Source organism: Rhizobium sp. YTUHZ045 (assembly GCF_051124255.1).
Taxonomy (GTDB): Bacteria; Pseudomonadota; Alphaproteobacteria; order Rhizobiales; family Rhizobiaceae; genus Rhizobium.
Genome location: NZ_CP101432.1, coordinates 1,434,019 through 1,450,325 on the forward strand (window position 1 = coordinate 1,434,019; position 16,307 = coordinate 1,450,325).

General features: G+C 61.3%; 20 protein-coding genes. 11 read left to right on the top strand and 9 right to left on the bottom strand.

What is annotated here, in order from left to right; translation table 11 throughout:
* The first annotated feature begins 3 nt into the window (after nt 1–3).
* From NMA58_RS07025 to NMA58_RS07045, 5 genes are read left to right on the top strand one after another with little or no spacing between them, the layout of a single operon-like run.
* Nucleotides 4–1,119, top strand: a complete 1,116-nt coding sequence (locus NMA58_RS07025; RefSeq protein WP_434712785.1) for an ABC transporter ATP-binding protein — start codon at nt 4–6, stop codon at nt 1,117–1,119.
* 15 nt (nt 1,120–1,134) lie between these two features.
* Entirely contained in the window at nt 1,135–2,673 is a 1,539-nt protein-coding gene (locus tag NMA58_RS07030) for a GMC oxidoreductase (RefSeq protein ID WP_434712786.1), read from the top strand.
* Between the two features lie 9 nt (nt 2,674–2,682).
* Nucleotides 2,683–4,338, top strand: coding sequence for a GMC family oxidoreductase (locus NMA58_RS07035; protein WP_434712787.1), 1,656 nt, complete (start codon nt 2,683–2,685; stop codon nt 4,336–4,338).
* Between the two features lie 12 nt (nt 4,339–4,350).
* Entirely contained in the window at nt 4,351–5,520 is a 1,170-nt protein-coding gene (locus NMA58_RS07040; protein ID WP_434712788.1) for a Gfo/Idh/MocA family protein, read from the top strand.
* A gap of 13 nt (nt 5,521–5,533) precedes the next feature.
* Nucleotides 5,534–7,618, top strand: a complete 2,085-nt coding sequence (locus tag NMA58_RS07045; RefSeq protein WP_434712789.1) for an FAD-binding protein — start codon at nt 5,534–5,536, stop codon at nt 7,616–7,618.
* An 18-nt stretch (nt 7,619–7,636) separates the two neighbouring features.
* Here the strand turns inward: NMA58_RS07045 and NMA58_RS07050 are convergent, their stop codons facing one another.
* The 5 genes from NMA58_RS07050 to NMA58_RS07070 all read right to left on the bottom strand — a co-directional run bounded on the left by NMA58_RS07050 (nt 7,637) and on the right by NMA58_RS07070 (nt 9,917).
* Nucleotides 7,637–7,819, bottom strand: coding sequence for a hypothetical protein (locus tag NMA58_RS07050; RefSeq protein ID WP_064696150.1), 183 nt, complete (start codon nt 7,817–7,819; stop codon nt 7,637–7,639).
* 5 nt (nt 7,820–7,824) lie between these two features.
* Complete coding sequence (locus tag NMA58_RS07055; RefSeq protein ID WP_097598729.1) at nt 7,825–8,055, bottom strand: hypothetical protein; 231 nt, start codon at nt 8,053–8,055, stop codon at nt 7,825–7,827.
* Between the two features lie 65 nt (nt 8,056–8,120).
* Nucleotides 8,121–8,912, bottom strand: a complete 792-nt coding sequence (xth, locus tag NMA58_RS07060) for an exodeoxyribonuclease III (RefSeq protein ID WP_097598728.1) — start codon at nt 8,910–8,912, stop codon at nt 8,121–8,123.
* A gap of 95 nt (nt 8,913–9,007) precedes the next feature.
* Nucleotides 9,008–9,409, bottom strand: a complete 402-nt coding sequence (locus NMA58_RS07065) for a GFA family protein (protein WP_434712790.1) — start codon at nt 9,407–9,409, stop codon at nt 9,008–9,010.
* Nucleotides 9,410–9,419: 10 nt separating this feature from the next.
* Entirely contained in the window at nt 9,420–9,917 is a 498-nt protein-coding gene (locus tag NMA58_RS07070; protein WP_183701055.1) for a hypothetical protein, read from the bottom strand.
* A gap of 295 nt (nt 9,918–10,212) precedes the next feature.
* Between NMA58_RS07070 and NMA58_RS07075 the strand changes: the two genes are divergently transcribed.
* Nucleotides 10,213–10,719, top strand: a complete 507-nt coding sequence (locus NMA58_RS07075; protein ID WP_430960433.1) for a hypothetical protein — start codon at nt 10,213–10,215, stop codon at nt 10,717–10,719.
* Between the two features lie 43 nt (nt 10,720–10,762).
* Here NMA58_RS07075 and NMA58_RS07080 read toward each other — a convergent pair whose 3' ends face one another.
* The 3 genes from NMA58_RS07080 to NMA58_RS07090 form a co-directional block, all read right to left on the bottom strand.
* Nucleotides 10,763–11,386 (bottom strand): LuxR C-terminal-related transcriptional regulator, encoded by a 624-nt coding sequence (locus tag NMA58_RS07080; protein ID WP_434712791.1) that lies wholly within the window; start codon nt 11,384–11,386, stop codon nt 10,763–10,765.
* 2 nt (nt 11,387–11,388) lie between these two features.
* Nucleotides 11,389–12,777, bottom strand: a complete 1,389-nt coding sequence (locus tag NMA58_RS07085) for a sensor histidine kinase (RefSeq protein WP_434712792.1) — start codon at nt 12,775–12,777, stop codon at nt 11,389–11,391.
* A 65-nt stretch (nt 12,778–12,842) separates the two neighbouring features.
* Nucleotides 12,843–13,019: a hypothetical protein gene (locus NMA58_RS07090; RefSeq protein ID WP_176536270.1), complete on the bottom strand. Its 177-nt coding sequence runs from the start codon at nt 13,017–13,019 to the stop codon at nt 12,843–12,845.
* A 159-nt stretch (nt 13,020–13,178) separates the two neighbouring features.
* Here NMA58_RS07090 and NMA58_RS07095 point away from each other — a divergent pair, with 159 nt between their 5' ends.
* Nucleotides 13,179–14,021, top strand: coding sequence for a class I SAM-dependent methyltransferase (locus NMA58_RS07095; protein ID WP_434712793.1), 843 nt, complete (start codon nt 13,179–13,181; stop codon nt 14,019–14,021).
* An 80-nt stretch (nt 14,022–14,101) separates the two neighbouring features.
* On the opposite strand, the gene NMA58_RS07100 is transcribed toward NMA58_RS07095, so the two are convergent.
* A complete protein-coding gene (locus NMA58_RS07100) occupies nt 14,102–14,383 on the bottom strand; it encodes a hypothetical protein (RefSeq protein ID WP_097598724.1) in 282 nt (93 codons plus the stop codon).
* 190 nt (nt 14,384–14,573) lie between these two features.
* Here NMA58_RS07100 and NMA58_RS07105 point away from each other — a divergent pair, with 190 nt between their 5' ends.
* The 4 genes from NMA58_RS07105 (at nt 14,574) to NMA58_RS07120 (ending at nt 16,250) form a co-directional block, all read left to right on the top strand.
* A complete protein-coding gene (locus tag NMA58_RS07105) occupies nt 14,574–14,972 on the top strand; it encodes a DUF1236 domain-containing protein (RefSeq protein WP_085777859.1) in 399 nt (132 codons plus the stop codon).
* 106 nt (nt 14,973–15,078) lie between these two features.
* Nucleotides 15,079–15,240 (top strand): hypothetical protein, encoded by a 162-nt coding sequence (locus NMA58_RS07110; protein WP_221128004.1) that lies wholly within the window; start codon nt 15,079–15,081, stop codon nt 15,238–15,240.
* A complete protein-coding gene (locus NMA58_RS07115; RefSeq protein WP_430960429.1) occupies nt 15,240–15,821 on the top strand; it encodes a BA14K family protein in 582 nt (193 codons plus the stop codon). Before NMA58_RS07110 ends, NMA58_RS07115 begins: the two co-directional genes overlap by 1 nt.
* A gap of 114 nt (nt 15,822–15,935) precedes the next feature.
* The gene (locus NMA58_RS07120; RefSeq protein WP_085777861.1) at nt 15,936–16,250 is read left to right on the top strand and encodes a hypothetical protein; all 315 of its coding nucleotides are present in this window, start codon (nt 15,936–15,938) and stop codon (nt 16,248–16,250) included.
* The last annotated feature ends 57 nt before the right edge of the window (nt 16,251–16,307 follow it).

Consider the following 16,307-nt stretch of genomic DNA (forward strand, 5'->3'; position numbering starts at 1 on the left):
CCCATGGCTTTCCTGGAAATCTCCGGCCTCAGAAAGCGCTTCGGCGCCGTCGACATCCTCAAGGGTATCGATCTCGAACTCGAAAAGGGCGGCTTTCTCGTGCTGGTCGGCCCGTCCGGCTGCGGCAAGTCGACCCTCCTCAACACCATTGCCGGGCTGGAGACGATCACGTCAGGCGATATCCGCATCGACGGGCGCGCCGTCAACGGCCTGCATCCCTCCAAGCGCGACATCGCCATGGTGTTCCAGTCCTATGCGCTCTATCCGAATATGACGGTGGCGGGCAACATCGCCTTCGGCATGGAGATGCGCGGCGTGCCGCCCAAGGAGCGCAAGCAGGCGATCGACAAGGTCGCCAAGGTGCTGCAGATCGGCCATCTGCTCGACCGCAAGCCGAGCCAGCTGTCGGGCGGCCAGCGCCAGCGCGTCGCCATGGGCCGGGCGCTGGTGCGCGATCCCAAGCTCTTCCTGTTCGACGAGCCGCTCTCCAACCTAGACGCGAAACTGCGCGTCGACATGCGCATCGAGATCAAGCGGCTGCATCAGGCGACCGGCAAGACCATCGTCTATGTCACCCACGACCAGATCGAGGCGATGACGCTCGCCACCCGCATCGCCGTGATGAAGGACGGCATCGTCCAGCAGTTCGGCACGCCGGCGGAGATCTACAACAATCCCGCCAACATGTTCGTCGCCGACTTCATGGGCTCGCCGGCGATGAACCTGGTGAAGGCCTCGGTCGAGAACGGCGCCGGCGGCCTCGCCGTCTCGCTCGAGCGGCCGAATGCCGCCCCGCTCAGGCTTCCCGTCACGATGACCGGCAACGGCCTTTCCTCCTATGCCGGCCGGCAGGTGATCTTCGGCATCCGCCCCGAGGCGCTGACCGACCCCGATGGCGCCGACCGCAATGCCCGCTCGCTCACCGAAGGCGACTGCCTGATCGAGGTCGTCGAACCGGCCGGCTCCGACACCTTCGCCGTCACCAAGCTCGGCGGCAAGGAAGTCGTCGCCCGCCTGCGCGCCGATGCCGGTATCGCACCCGGCCAGCACACACGCCTCGCCTTCAATCTCGACAAGGCTGTCTTCTTCGATCCGGAAACGCAAGCGCGGATCGCGTGATGGCAAGGTGTTGACATGAGCGGTTCACCAGACATCGTCATCATCGGCTCGGGCGTCGGCGGCGCCACCGTCGCTGCCGGCCTGGCTGTATCAGGTGCGCAGATATTGGTCCTCGAAGCCGGCGATCATATTGCTGATCTTCCCGTCAATCGCGACCAGCGCGCCATCTTCCAGCGTGGCCATTTCCGGCCGAATGAGACGTGGTACGAGGCGAACGGCAGGGGCTTCAACCCCGGCAACTATTACAATGTCGGCGGCAACTCGAAATTCTACGGCGCCGTCCTCTCACGCTACCGCAAAGAGGATTTCGACGTCATCGAACATCGGGAAGGCGTGTCGCCGGCGTGGCCCTTTCCCTATGAAGAGCTGGAGCCCTGGTATTCGAAGGCGGAGCTGATGTATCAGGTTCGCGGCAGTCTTGGCGAAGATCCGACCGAACCGCATCACTCGGTTGCCTACGAATTCCCGCCCGTGCCCGATGAGGCGCCGGTCGCCGACGTCAGGGCACGCCTCAAGGCCAAAGGACTGCATCCGTTTTCGCTGCCGCTCGGCCTGGATCTCGATGCCTGGCTCTCCAAGGCACGCACGCCCTGGGATGCGCATCCGAATTCGCAGGATGGCAAGATGGATGCCGAGACCGCAGGGCTCGCGGTGGCGCTGAAACACGAGAACGTGCGGCTTGAGACCAATGCACGGGTGATGCGGCTCGACACGGGGGCGGGGAGCCGGATCGACCGGATCAGCTATGTCAAGGACGGACAGACGCTGACCGTCTCGCCCAGGATCGTTATTCTTTCCGCCGGTGCGGTCCAGTCATCCGTGCTTTTGCTCCGTTCGAAGAACGACCGCTTCCCGAGGGGGCTCGCCAACTCTTCCGATCAGGTGGGCCGCAACTTCATGAACCACAACGCCTCGGCCGTGATAGCGGTCTCGCCGCGCTTCAGGAACACCGCCGTCTACCAGAAGACCTTCGCCTTCAACGACTTCTATCTCTCGGACGGGGAGGGCGGACCGCCGCTCGGCAATGTGCAGTTGCTGGGGCGTATTTCCGAAAAGGTCCTCAAAGGCTCTCTGCCGCAGGCGCCGGAATGGCTTCTGCGTTTCATGACGGACCATGCCATCGACTTCTATGCGATGAGCGAGGACGTTCCGAATCCCGAAAGCCGCGTAATGGTCGACGGCGATCGGATCATCCTTAAATGGCAGAGGACCAACTGGGACGCGCATCTTGCGCTTGTCGCCAAGCTGAAGGCGATCCTGCGGTCGATCGGTTTTCCGATCGTGCTATCCAGACCCTTCGACAAACGCACGCCGTCCCATCAGTGCGGAACGATCCGCATCGGAAACGACCCGGCAACAGCGCCACTGGATCCATACTGCCGATCCTACGATCACGGCAATCTTTTCGTCGTCGACGCCGGTTTTCTCCCCACATCGGCTGCAGTCAATCCGGCGCTCACCGTCGCCAGCCAAGCGCTCAGAGTTGCCCATCACATCGCATCGACGGATTTGCAGACACAGCCAGATCCATTGATGCGCGCCGGCTTCAAATAGGACAGTAAAATGGGATTCGATTATATCATCACCGGTGCCGGTCCTGCGGGCTGCGTTCTTGCAAGCCGCCTCAGCGAAGATCCCGATGTCAAGGTACTGCTTCTGGAGGCGGGCGGAGGTGACTGGAATCCCCTTTTCCACATGCCCGCCGGTTTCGCCAAGATGACCAAGGGCGTCGCTAGTTGGGGATGGGAAACCGTTCCCCAAAAGCACATGAAGGACAGAGTGCTTCGCTATACCCAGGCAAAGATCATCGGCGGCGGCTCGTCGATCAATGCGCAGCTCTACACCCGCGGAAACGCGGCCGATTATGATCTCTGGGCCAGTGAAGACGGCTGCGAGGGCTGGGACTACCGTTCGATCCTGCCCTATTTCAAACGTGCTGAGGACAATCAACGTTTCGCAGACGACTACCACGCCTATGGCGGTCCGCTGGGTGTCTCCATGCCGGCTGCACCGTTGCCGATCTGCGACGCCTATATTCGCGCGGGTCAGGAGCTCGGCATACCTTATAATCACGATTTCAACGGCCGCCAGCAGGCCGGCGTCGGATTTTATCAGCTCACCCAGCGCAACCGCCGCCGGTCATCGGCATCGTTCGCCTATCTCTCGCCAATCAAAAACCGAAAGAATCTCATGATCCGGAAGGGCGCGCGCGTCGTCCGCATCATGCTGGAGGCGGGTCGCGCGGTCGGCGTCGAAATCGCGACCGGACACGGTCTGGAGGTCGTGCGGGCTGAGCGCGAAGTCCTGGTCTCGTCAGGCGCGATCGGATCGCCGAAGCTCCTGTTGCAGTCCGGGATAGGGCCGGCCGACCATTTGACCTCGGTTGGCGTCAGGCCCCTCCACGATCTGCCCGGCGTCGGCGGCAATCTTCAGGACCATCTCGATCTCTTCGTTATCGCCGAATGCACCGGCGATCACACCTATGACGGCGTCGCGAAGCTCCACCGGACACTGTGGGCCGGAATTCAATATATTCTCTTCCGCACCGGTCCGGTCGCCTCGTCGCTCTTCGAGACTGGCGGCTTCTGGTATGCCGATCCCGACGCACGGTCTCCCGATATCCAGTTCCACCTCGGCCTGGGTTCAGGCATTGAAGCAGGCGTCGAGCGGCTCAGGAACGCCGGGGTCACGCTCAACTCGGCCTATCTGCATCCGCGCTCGCGAGGGACGGTGCGTCTTTCATCCGCCGATCCCGCTGCGGCTCCCTTGATCGATCCCAACTACTGGGCCGATCCCCATGACAGGAAGATGTCGCTAGAGGGGCTCAAGATCGCCCGCGAAATCATGCAGCAGGCGGCGCTGAAACCCTATGTTATGGCCGAAAGGCTTCCCGGGCCCAAGGTCATGACTGACGAGCAGCTTTTTGACTATGGCTGCGCCAATGCCAAGACCGACCATCATCCGGTGGGCACCTGCAAGATGGGAAGCGGGTCTGACGCGGTTGTCGGGCTCGATCTCAAGGTCCACGGCGTGGAAGGCCTCAGGGTCTGCGATTCCTCCGTCATGCCGCGCGTGCCGTCATGCAACACCAACGCGCCGACGATCATGGTCGGCGAAAAAGGATCGGACCTCATCCGGGGCCTGCCTGCGCTGCCGTCGGCGATCTTCGCCGATGAGCGCAATGATACGAGGCCGCGGGCCCGCGCCGAGATCCGCTAAGGAGTAACGACGATGTCTGAAGTGAAAGTTGCAGTGCTTGGCGCCTCGGGCTGGATGGGAAAGGTCCACACGATGGCCTATCAGACCTTTCAGCATTTCTTCGGCGTGTCGGGCGGAACGGCGCGGATCGTGGCGCTTGTCGACAGCAACCCTGACGTAGCGCAGGATATCGGCAACAGGGCGCCGGTGGCCAGGATCTACCAGGATTGGAAGCTGGCGGTCACCGATCCCGAAGTCGATCTGATCGATATCTGTCTGCCCGACCATCTTCACTATCCGGTGGCCAAGGCCGCGCTGCTGGCCGGCAAACATGTCTATTGCGAGAAGCCGCTGGCAAACACCGCCGATGAAGCGCGGGAGCTGGCCGAGATCGCTAAAGAGATGGGGGTCATTACACGTGTCGGACACGCGTTTCCCCGAAACCCCGTTCATGATTTGGCGAAAGAGATCATCGAATCCGGTGAAATCGGCGAGATAAAGCTGTTTCGCGGCTGCCAGCATGTCGACATGTATGGGGATCCCACAGCGCCCTACATGTGGCGTGCCGATGGCAAGCTCGCGCCGACCGGGATCGTCGGCGACACCGGTTCGCACATCTTCAGCTTCATGGATTTCCTCGTTGGCCGCGTCAGCTCCCTGATCGCCGACAATCTCATCGTCACCACGCGCCGGCCGATCGTCGAGGGGCTTGCCTATGGGGAGCAGGTGAAACTGTCAGGCAACGAGGCCTGGGCCGATATCACCAATCCCGACGCGACGAACCTGCTGTGCCGGTTCGAAAACGGCGCCGCCGGCATCGTCGACTTCAGCCGCGTCGCCACCGGCCGCAAATTCATGCAGACCTATGAAATCTACGGAACGAAGGGCAGCATCGCCTATACCTATGACGAGATTAACCGGCTGCGTTTTTACTCCAACGACGACAGCACGGGACGCCGGGGATTTCGCGAGATCGACGTCGGTCCTGAGAACCCCACCTTCAGGGCCTTCCTTCCGCTGCCGAATTTCGGCATTGGCTATAATGAAAGCAAGATCATCGAGGTGGCGGAGGTGATCCGATCGATTGTCGCAAACAAACCGATGTGGCCGACATTCGATACCGGCCACCATATCTGCCAGATCGTCGACGCATGCATGGAGTCCTCCCGGCAGAGACGCTGGGTGGATATCCCGCTCAATTGATTGTGGCGAGCCGATGACAATAGACGTTCCGCAGGAAATTCTTGACGCACTGACCGACGTCGATATGCCGCGGCTTCCGCCGGAGGCTCCTGCTTCCGGAGTAGCCCGCCTCGCAGGCATCGACGTGCCGATCCACCCAGCCAGTTGCGTCGTCGTCGGATCCGGCGCTGCGGGTTTGCGTGCGGCGGTGGAAATGAAGCGGCGCGGCGTCGATGTCGTCATCATCAGTCAAAGTGCATGGGGCGGAACCTCGGCCTGCTCAGGCTCCGATAAGCAAACCCTTCACACCGCAAACACGGCCGATCAGGGCGATAATTACAGGGCGATGGCCCGCGCCATCGGCAGCGGCGGCGCCATGGACGAAGACACGGCCTATGTCGAGGCGGTGGGATCATCGCGGATGATGGCGTCGCTGCAGTTCTTGGGGCTGCCGCTGCCCCAGGATCCGCTTGGCGGAACGCTGAGATATCAGACCGACCATGACGAGGTCGGCCGCGCCACCAGCTGCGGCCCGCGCACGTCGCGGCTGATGGTCAAGGTGCTGGCGGAGGAGGCGATCCGGCTCGGCGTGCCGTTCTACAACCAGACCACCGCGGTCAAAATCCTCACCGAGGGCTCGGGGGCTGATCGTCATGTCGCCGGCATGCTCGTCATGCGCGCCGGCGACCGTAGGCAGGAGAACCCGCTCGGCATCGCCTTGTTCGTGAGTGACGTGATTGTGCTCGCCGCCGGCGGCCCGGGCGAACTCTATCGCGACAGCGTTTATCCCAACGGCTGCTTCGGCTCCCTTGGATTGGCGCTGGAGGCAGGCGTCGAGCTCGTCAATTTGACCGAAAGTCAGTTCGGCATCGGGACGCGCAGGGAGGGCTTCCCGTGGAATCTGTCCGGCACGTACGTCCAGGCAATCCCACATATCTATTCGGTCGATCGCGAAGGCGCCGAACACCATTTCCTGGCGGAATATTATCGAAGCACCCGGGAGTTGGCGTCAAACATCTTCCGCAAGGGCTATCAATGGCCGTTCCACGCCACCCGGATGCTGGATTTCGGCTCGAGCCTGGTCGATCTCGCCATTTACCGTGAGACCGCAGCGGGTCGGCGCGTCTTTATGGACTTCAACCGCAATCCTCTGCCCGTTCCCGGCGACCTGCCATTCAGCCTGGAAAGGCTGGACGAGGATGTTCGGCTCTATCTCGGCAAGGCTGGCGCCGATCAGGAAATGCCGATCGATCGATTGAAGCATATGAACCCGCTCGCGATCGAACTCTATCGCCGCTACAAGATCGATATTGCCGAAGAGCCGCTGGAGTTCGCGGTCAACAACCAGCACATGAACGGCGGCATCATGGTCGATAGCTGGGGCCGCACCAATCTGGGTGGCTGCTACGCGGTCGGGGAGGCGGCGGGCACACATGGGGTAACAAGGCCCGGTGGAGCGGCGCTGAATGCCGGGCAGGTCTTCGGCACCCGGGTGGCCGAACACATCGGCGCCGGCGGCGGGGCGAAGCGGGCTGCCGCGGGACGTGTACCGGAGGCGGCGGAGGCGGGCATCGCCAATCTTCTTTCCGCGCTGCGGACCGAAAGCCCGCTCACCGTCAAAGTGGTCCGCTCGGCGGTGCAGGCACGCATGAGCGAGAAGGCGGGCATCATCTGCGATCAAAGGAGCGTCCGCCAGGCCTTGGTCGAAGCGCGGAAGCTGAACGCCGAAATCCGCGCCAACGGCGTCGCCTACGGCCGCGCGGCCGAAGCGGTCCGAGGCGTGCAATGGCGGCACATGGCGCTCGCCTCGGAAGCGGTGCTGAGTGCGCTGGACTTCTTCATCGGCAAGGGCGGCGGCAGTCGGGGAGCACGCGCGATCTGCGATGCACAGGGCGAATTCCTTCCGCTGGCGAGCGTCGGTCCACTGGAGCACTATCGCTTTCGCAAGGAAAGCGAAGCGCATCGCAAGGAGCAGATCGTCGTCCGGCTCGAAGGCGATGAGATCAGGCTTTCAACCCGTCCCAACCGCGAACTGAATGAAAGCGCCAGATCCTTTTTCGAGCGGGACTGGCCCGCCTGGCTGACGGGCCGCATCTACGACCTTGGCGCTGGCGTATGAGGCGATGCTGTAACCATATCAATCGGGATTTGCGACCGGCGGTGGAACCCGGATGCGCTCCGTATCGTCGGAGCCTTCTGCGACGGCTTCTTCGCTTTTGCGCACATGCCTCGGCGGATCTTTGCCTTCGACCGGTTTCGGCGACAACTGGTCGTCGGCCTGGATTTCGTCGGTATTGAGATAGTTCTTGCTTTCGCCCATGACGATCACTTTCGGTTGGAGAATTGCGGGGCAGGAATGCGACCCTTCTGATCGGCGCGGCCTGTCTCAGGGTCGGAGCCGGGGACGCCGTCGCCCGCCTCGCGGCTGTTGCCCATGCTAACGGGAGGCTTGCGCTGGTCGTCGACATCTGCCTCGGGCAGCTCGTCGTCCTGAGTATCCTCATTCAACGACTTCGGCGGAAGCTTGGCGGAATCGGGAATGGATTTCGTGCGCATCGGACAATCTCCTTTGCAGGCAAACTCCGGCAGCCATCGCAGGTTCCCTGATATTCTGCGACCGCTTACACGGCTTCAGCTGCGGGAACATCGAGCTCTATCATGACGGGTGCGTGGTCGCTCGTATGCTCCCAGCCCCGCGGCTTGCGCCGGACGGTCGCCGATCGAAGCCACGGCGCCACCGTCGGGCTGAGGAGAAAGTGGTCGATCCGAAGCCCGGCGTCGCGCTCGAAACTGTTCCGCCAATATTTCCAGAAGGTGTAGATGCGCTCGTCCGGATGCAGATGCCTGATGGCATCCGTCCAGCCTTGAGAGACGAGCTGGGCATAGGCTTTGCGGACTTCGGGCCTGAAAAGCGCATCGTCTCGCCAGCGCTCCGGCTTATAGACGTCGATCTCCGTCGGCATGACGTTGAAATCGCCGGCAAGGATGGAAGGCACCTCGATTTCGAGCAGTTCGGCGGCATAGGCGTGCAGGCGACGGAACCAGCGAAGCTTATATTCGAACTTGGCGCTGGGAAAAGGATTGCCGTTCGGCAGATACAGGCATCCGATCAGCATGCCCTCGATGACGGCTTCGATATATCGGCTGTGGGTATCGTCAGGATCGCCCGGAAGACCGCGCCGGGTCAGTATCGGTATCTTGTCCTTTGCCAGTATGGCGACGCCGTTCCAGGATCGCTGCCCGTGCCAGACGGCGCCGTAGCCCGCCCGTTCGACCTCCTTTCGCGGAAAATTGGCGTCGTCGGTTTTCAGTTCCTGAAGGCAGGCGATATCGGGGGCATCCTCCTTCAGCCAGCGGAGCAGGTTGTTCAGTCGCCCGTTGATGCCGTTGACATTGTAGGTTGCAATTTTCATGGGCTCACGCCGCGACGGTGGCCAGATCCAGAAGCTGGCCGCAATCTACTGGTTCACTGGTCGGGCGTCACGGGCATAATTTTTCGCGGCATCCTTCAGAAACGCTCCTGAGTTTCCTCCTCCGGTAGTCCACGCCCGCAGTCGGCCCAGTCAAGCCGGCTCTCAACGCCGTAATGACCTGCCGGGCGTATCCTGTCGGGGTGATCGAGCGAACCGACTGTCACGCGGATCAGTTCGTCGCCGTCATACTGAAGAAAGAGCGGGGTTCCGCATGCGCCGCAAAAGCCACGTGTCGCGATGGGTGAGGATCGGTATACGGCAGGGGAAGCCTTTGTCCAGGCGAGATCTTGAACCTTGGCCTGGACAAGAACCGCGAAAGGACCTCCCGTCGCCTTCTTGCACATGTCGCAATGGCAGTATCCCGGATGCGGCTGATCGCCGCTGAATTCATATCGGCAGGATCCGCACAGGCAGCCGCCGGTCCATTGGCTCGCCATTGTGGTCCTCTCAGCGCGTTGCGCCGAAGACGAAGGCGATGCCGGCGACGATCGCTGCAGCCGTCAGCGGCTGCCGGCGGATCCGATCCTCAATGTCCTGGACAAAGCTCTTCGCTTCGGCCTTTGCCAGGCGGGCTGTTCCGGAAGCCAGCTCGGAGGCGGATTCGGCCACCCGGCCGGCTTCTTTCTGAAGCGCGCGCAACTCTTCGCGATTTGCATCGAATCTGTCCGAGGCGCGGGCTGTTTGTCCGGTAGAGCGCAAGGCTTGATCGACCAGCGGGTACTCTTGGTCAATCGCGGTCGGATCAGGCTCCCGCTTCACGCGCTCAGCCGCCTCTACATCGCTGCGGCCGGCGGGAATAGAGGTATGAGTGGCGGAAACAGGATCAGAAGCAGGAAACGTGTCTTCGATCGCTTTGTCGAGTTCGCCCTTTCGGGATTGTTTGCGCTGCTCTGCCTGCTCTTTTCGCAAGGACTGGACGGCGGGTGATTCATTCGGGTTCGGCATCGCGGTTTCCTCCGTTGCATTTTGATAATCAAAAGCGACCACGACGAAAGAAGTTCCAGAAAAATGCGTCCGCGCCTCATCCAACATCACGATCGCGACAACGTCGACAATATACGCGCAGAGGCAGTATTTTTGATGGCAGCGCTCGTATTTTTAGGGGCGCATCCACTGTTTGCCGGACCAAAGTCCTGCCTTTTCTTAGTACCTAGGTCCGGTTGCATTTAGCCCTCAGAAAGGCGAAAATTCCCAGGCGTCCAAAGGGCGTAGGAACGGCGAAGAACGGATGAACAAGGCAATGGCATTGACTGTCTCGAAACGAGGTTTTTTGAGATTGGGCGGCTGCGCTGCCGTCGCCTTCGTGGTTGCCGCATCACCCGTGACGATTAACCTCGACGGCTCCCTTCGCGTTCTGAGGGCGAAACACGCAGAGGCAAAAGACGGCAATAATGGGAACGGCAATGGGGGCGGCAACGGTGGCGGAAACGGCAACGGTGGAGGAGGCGGCAACGGGGGAGGCAATGGCAACGGGGGCGGAAACGGCAATAGTGGCTCCGGCAACAGCTCAGGTGGAAGCTCCAGCAGCAGCGCCGGATCCTCTTCCTCCTCGGCTTCGACGTCGACAGGATCGAAGGCCAGAGCGACCGAAGGTACCGATGGGTCGATCAACGTTCGCCACGCGAACGGCATCACCGAAAGCCTGCGCAGTGGCCGCTATATCATGAAGGACTCGAAGGGCAGGACGATCATAAGCCGGCAGGCGACGGCTAGCGACGCAAGCCGGCTGAGCCGATTCCTTCGCTAAGGCGCGGAAAACGCCACCGCAGAGATGCCAGGCCGACCCGGTGCTATCGTCGTTCACGCCACTGCAGGGCCGCTTCGGTCCTGTTCGAGGCGCCGAGCTTGCTCAGGATCTGGGTCATATGGTGCTTTACGGTCTTTTCCTGCAGGTTGAGGCGCAGGCCGATATGCTTGTTGGACAGACCTTGGGCGACGAGATCCATCACCTCGCGCTCCCTTGGCGTCAGACTGTTCTTGTCGGAGTTTCCGTTATGTAGCGAATTTTCCATCGCCTTCGCCGACATCGTCGGCGAGACATATCGCGATCCGCTGAGGACGGTTTTAATCGCTTCGGCGAGACCGCGTGAACCGACACCTTTGAGAACGTAGCCCATCGCGCCCTGCTGCAGGGCTCCGAGCAGCGTGTCCACCTCCTCGGATACCGTCAACATCAGCACTTTCGTCGTCGGGCTCAGCGCCAGGACGTCGCTGATCGCAGCCAATCCGCCGCCGGGCATCGAGACATCGAGGAGCATGATGTCGGGACGGTTGTTTGAAGCGATCATGGCAGCGTCTTCGCTGTTGGCCCCTTCGCCAATGACCACGAAGTCGCTCATCTCCGACAAGCTGCGCGTTACGCCCTCGCGAAAAAGCGGGTGGTCGTCCACGACGCCGACGGTGATTGGTGTCATCTCTACTCTCCAGCTTCCATAGGCTCGAAGGTCATGGTCACGGTCGTTCCGCCTTCACCCGTCTTAATATCGAAAGATCCCCCCAGGCTGTCGATGCGTTCGCGCAGCCCAACCAGGCCGAGGCTTGTCGGCCTCACCTCCGTCGGGTCGAACCCATCGCCACGATCACTGACCTCCACACAAACATGACCATTGTGCGACACGGCTTTCACGCTCTGCTGAACGCCGCCGCCGTGGCGATAGGCGTTGTTCAAGGCTTCCTGAACGAAGCGATAGATACAGATCTTTACGGCAGCAGCGAGCTCGGGTCCATCCTCGTCGATGATCGTTTCGACAACGGTTTCGGTCTTGTGCCGGTGCGCTTCGACGACCCGCAGTACGATATCGGTGATGGAGGACTTTTCGATCTGCGGCAGCACCAGTCCGCTGCAGATATTGCGGATTTCCGTCATGGCCTCGGCGAGGCTCGAGCGTATCCAGGCAAGTTCTTTTTCGCGTGCTTCGGGTTCGGTGGATGCGTTGATCAATAAATCGCTGTCCAGTCGCAGTGAAGCATAGGCAATGTGCTGCGCCGGACCGTCGTGAAGATCGGCGCCAATGCTGCGCAGATATGTTTCGTTCAGCGCCGCCACGCGCTGCGAAGCGCGCTGCAGCCGCCGCTGGAGCCCGCGATTTTCCGCCAGCAGCGCCGACAATTCCTTGACCCGTTCTTTGAGGTCCCTGCGCTGCGCTTCTATCGTGCGGCTTCCGCGAAACACCAGGGCGGAGAGAACGAGGAAAAAGACGCCTGTCAGAGCGGCGACCGCCCCCCAGCTCTGCAGCCTCGCGTGCGCCAGACTGTCGCCAAGGCCTTCCGCCGTCTCGTAGAATTCGAGTACAGCGACCGCCTGGCCGGACCACGGCTGGAGAACCGGATTGTAGATTTCCATCAGCGGCTTGCCGAGCGCGCGCTCGGCGCCGCTTTCCGGGTCATCGGCAATCTCGTAGCGCGCCACGAGCGAGCCGGCGAATGCCTTCTGCAGCTTGGCGTTCAGGGGAAATTTCTGACCCACCAGATCCTTGTCGTTCGAATAGAGGATGGTGCCGTCGTTTCGCCACAACCTGAATGAGACAAGGCGCCTGCCAAGCGCCCCCTGGCCGAGCGTTTCGTCGAGAGCCTGGGCACTGCCTTCGTCCAGCAGCGATTCCGTTTGCATGTCGGGAAGCAGCGGCGCCACCACACTGTCGACGTAAAGAGCCGTCGCCGCGCCGGAATTATGAATGACGGCTTCCTCGATCAGATGAGTGACAAGGATGCCCACCAGAAACATGGCGGCGATCGAGACCAAGCCACCCGCGATGAAAAATTGCGAGGCGAGTGAGCGGGCATTCCAGCGGCGCAGCCAATTCATTTTGATACCGGTAAGAGACTTTCCCGACTAAACCTACAGCGTCTTTAGAGTTTTTCCAGACTGTATCAGGGCAGATTCCTGGTATCGAAGACCTCAGCGCCTCTGATGCTCTCGGTCAGTTGGAGGCTATCGCCTGACATGGCTGCGCCGAAGACATAGAGAAGGCCGGCCAGAACGATGACGAGGGCGATGACGGACACGTTCCAGGCATCATTCGTATGAGATCTGTTCCTTTGGGTCATATGCGGATCTCCTTCCGTATCGCTCAAACGACGCGGTCAGGCGACCGTTCCGCGTCGGGGACTTCGGTCGAAGGGGCTTGGGACCAAGGTCCGTCCCCGTGGACAACAGCGGATTCAGCCATATCTCAATTTCGATAGAGTTGGGCTTGGAGACTTGTGGTGACAGTTTCTGCGAACATCGAAGGCGCCGCATTTGCCGCGTCTCCCCCTCCGTTCGGGGCAGGCGTCGCCGACCTTTACCAAGCCCTTCTCGTGCCGATTCTCTTTGAGCCCTATGCGTTGGAAATGGCAATCGCAGTTGAACGGTCGAAGCCGGTCAGCGTGCTCGAAGTCGCGGCGGGGACCGGCGCCTTGACACGCGCTCTGCGGGCGAAGCTTGATCCGGCCGCAGAGATCGTTGCCACCGATCTCAGCCAGGCGATGATCGACGTCGGCGCACCATCTGTGACGATGTCGCGAACGCATTGGATGCACGCGGATGCGCAAGATCTGCCGTTCGCCCCTTTGATGTTCGATCTCGTCGTTTGCCAGTTCGGCGTCATGTTCTTTCCGGATAAGCCGAAGGCCCACGGCGAGGCGAAAAGAGTGTTGCGGAGCGGAGGCCATTTCCTGTTCTCGACGTGGGATTCGCTTGCTGCCAACGATTTCGCAAGATGTGTGGACGAATGCCTGACAAGCCTCTTCCCGTCGGATCCTCCCGATTTCCTCAGGCGCTTGCCATATTCTTACTTCGATCCCACCCCGATCAAGGCTGAAGTATCATCGGCGGGATTCGAGGCGGTTTCCTGCGAGCGGCTCGAACTGACCTCCATCGCGGCCACAGCACAGGATGTCGCGACCGCTTTCTGCCGGGGCACGCCGCTCAGCGGAGAAATCGAATCGCGGGCGCCGGAGCGCATGTCGGAAATCGTTGATGAGGTGGCCGAGCGGGTGGCGTCCCGCTATGGCGCCCGTCCTTGCGGCAGCATGAGTGCCCTGGTCGTCTCCGGCCGCGCTCCTTAACCTCTTCGGTGTCCTCTCGCGCGTGATTGTCCGTGCCGGGGCTCGTGCGGACAATCATTGTCCTGGCGCCTGGATTGAACCTACGGTCGCGGATTAGGGGATGAGGCGGTAGTTGAGGTAGGGAGAGGCATCGCGCCCATGACGTGCTGTTCGATCTCGACACAGGTTTCGTCATATTCCCGCACCAGCTTCAAATTGAACCGTCGCCTTCGAAGCCGATCACGCGCTTCGACCGCCATCTGATAGGCCTCGAAAAGCTCGAGCTGCCACGGGTCGCGCGCCTGCATGATCAGCGTCCGCATTTGCGGCAGACGCATGGCCAGGCGCCTGCGTCCTGCTTCCCGGCGGTTGGATCGTGTCATCTCCTCGGTCTCCTGCCCAAGCCCGCGATGCGATGGCGTGCGGCTCGAGAATAGCGCGGCTGACGAATAATAAAATCCAGACCAAGGGCCGGGATGCCTCAGACCGAGGTCCGGGGCGTGGAACGACCTCGTCGCGAGCAAGTTGGTTTGGCAGCGGCAAGCAGGCCGCATTGAAAGGAAGGAGGAAAAGATGCTCTTCAAGCTTATTGCAGGCGCGGCAACTGCCATGACCCTGATGTCAGGTGTCGCATTCGCCCAGTCCTCGACCGTCAATGGTGCGGCTGGTGGCGCAATCACCGGAGCTATCGTTGGTGGTCCGGCCGGTGCTGCTATCGGCGGCGTTGCCGGTGCAGTCGTCGGCACGGCGATCGATCCGCCGCCGCAAAAGGTCGTCACTTATGTCCGCGAGGCGCCGGCACCCTCGGCGCGAGTGGTCGTGAAGGAAAAGGTGGTCGTCGGCCAGCCCCTGCCGGAAACGGTCGTCGTGACCCCAGTTCCGGACGATCCGAAATATGCCTACGCGGTGGTCAATGACGAGCGTGTCATTGTCGAACCCTCGTCCCGCAAGGTGATTCAGGTGATCAAGTGACCTGATCGTTCACGTGGCTCTGCCGCGTCTTCCAAATCATCTTCAGATCAGCCGCACGATGGACGGCAGCGTCATCGTGCGGCCGCGAGGGTCGAGGAGAGGGAACATGATTTATCCCGAAAAAAAATCTGCTGGTTTCGCCGTGCCGCTGATCGCCATCCTCTTGGCGATCGTCGGCATTCTCGCGGTGCTGGTCGCCACCGGCGGTCACAGCAGCGCCGCGGCGCGCGTCTGGGTTCCCCAGGCACAAGAGCAGGAGGCGGGCTGATGAATGGCATTGCGACGGTCGCCTTCGGCATCGTCAGCTCGGTTGGCGCCTGCATGGCAGCGGCATCCGTTGCCTCGCATGTTGTGGCGGATTCCGAACCGCGCGCGTTCACGGACCTTGCGGCCCCCGATCTGTGGACGACGAGTCCGGTGAAGGTCGATCCCCATCGGCAGCATTATGAACGAATTCCACCTGTCTATTCCAGCTATGTCACCGAGGCTCCGACGACCACGGTGCCAAGGGTGGCTTCGCAACCCGCTCGTCCGTGGACAGAACCTCAGAAACCGCGGCCAGAACTCGCTGCCGAGCACCTTGCCTGGTGCGCGCAGCGCTACCGCTCCTTCGATCCTGCGACCAACAGCTATCGATCCTATAGCGGCAGGACCCGCGAATGCTCTTCGCCGTTCCAGCAGGATATCGCCGAGAGCCATGAAGGCGGCAGCCCGAAAGTCAATGCCCAGGCAGCAGCCCGATGCGCCGCCCGCTATAGATCGTACCGACCGGAAGACAATACATATCAGCCTTGGGAAGGACCGCGCCGCAGTTGCGACATGTCGGATCTGGTCGCGACGAGCAATTGACCGTTGACGGGCGAGCCGTACGAAACTGAACCGAACTGGCTAGCCGGACTAAAGTCCGTGTTGTAATCGCAGCGGTTGTGATATCCGGTTGTATTTGAGGGGCGGAGAGCGGGGATGGCAACGACGCTGATAGCAGAAATCCACCTGGCGCAGACAAGGCTTCCGTTCTTGAGCAGGGCGGAACGCGGAGCCCTTATCGTTCGTATTCTTCGCGAGTTGAAGATACTCCGTCGCGAAGTTCTCGGAAATGTGCCGGCCGATCGCTGCGTTTGGATCGATAAACTGATTGCGTCGGTTTCTTCGACAGTATCGGAAATCGTTACGATGCCGGACGCCGAGTTCAACCGTGTCTTGAACGAGTTCGAAAAGCTCATGGCAACGCTGCATAACATTTCGCACCCGCAGAAGCCGTCGAAGACGGTTCACTAGCGTCGTTAAGGCGACGTACGGCTGCGCCGGAAACCGATCCCGACGCGGGAGCGTTCT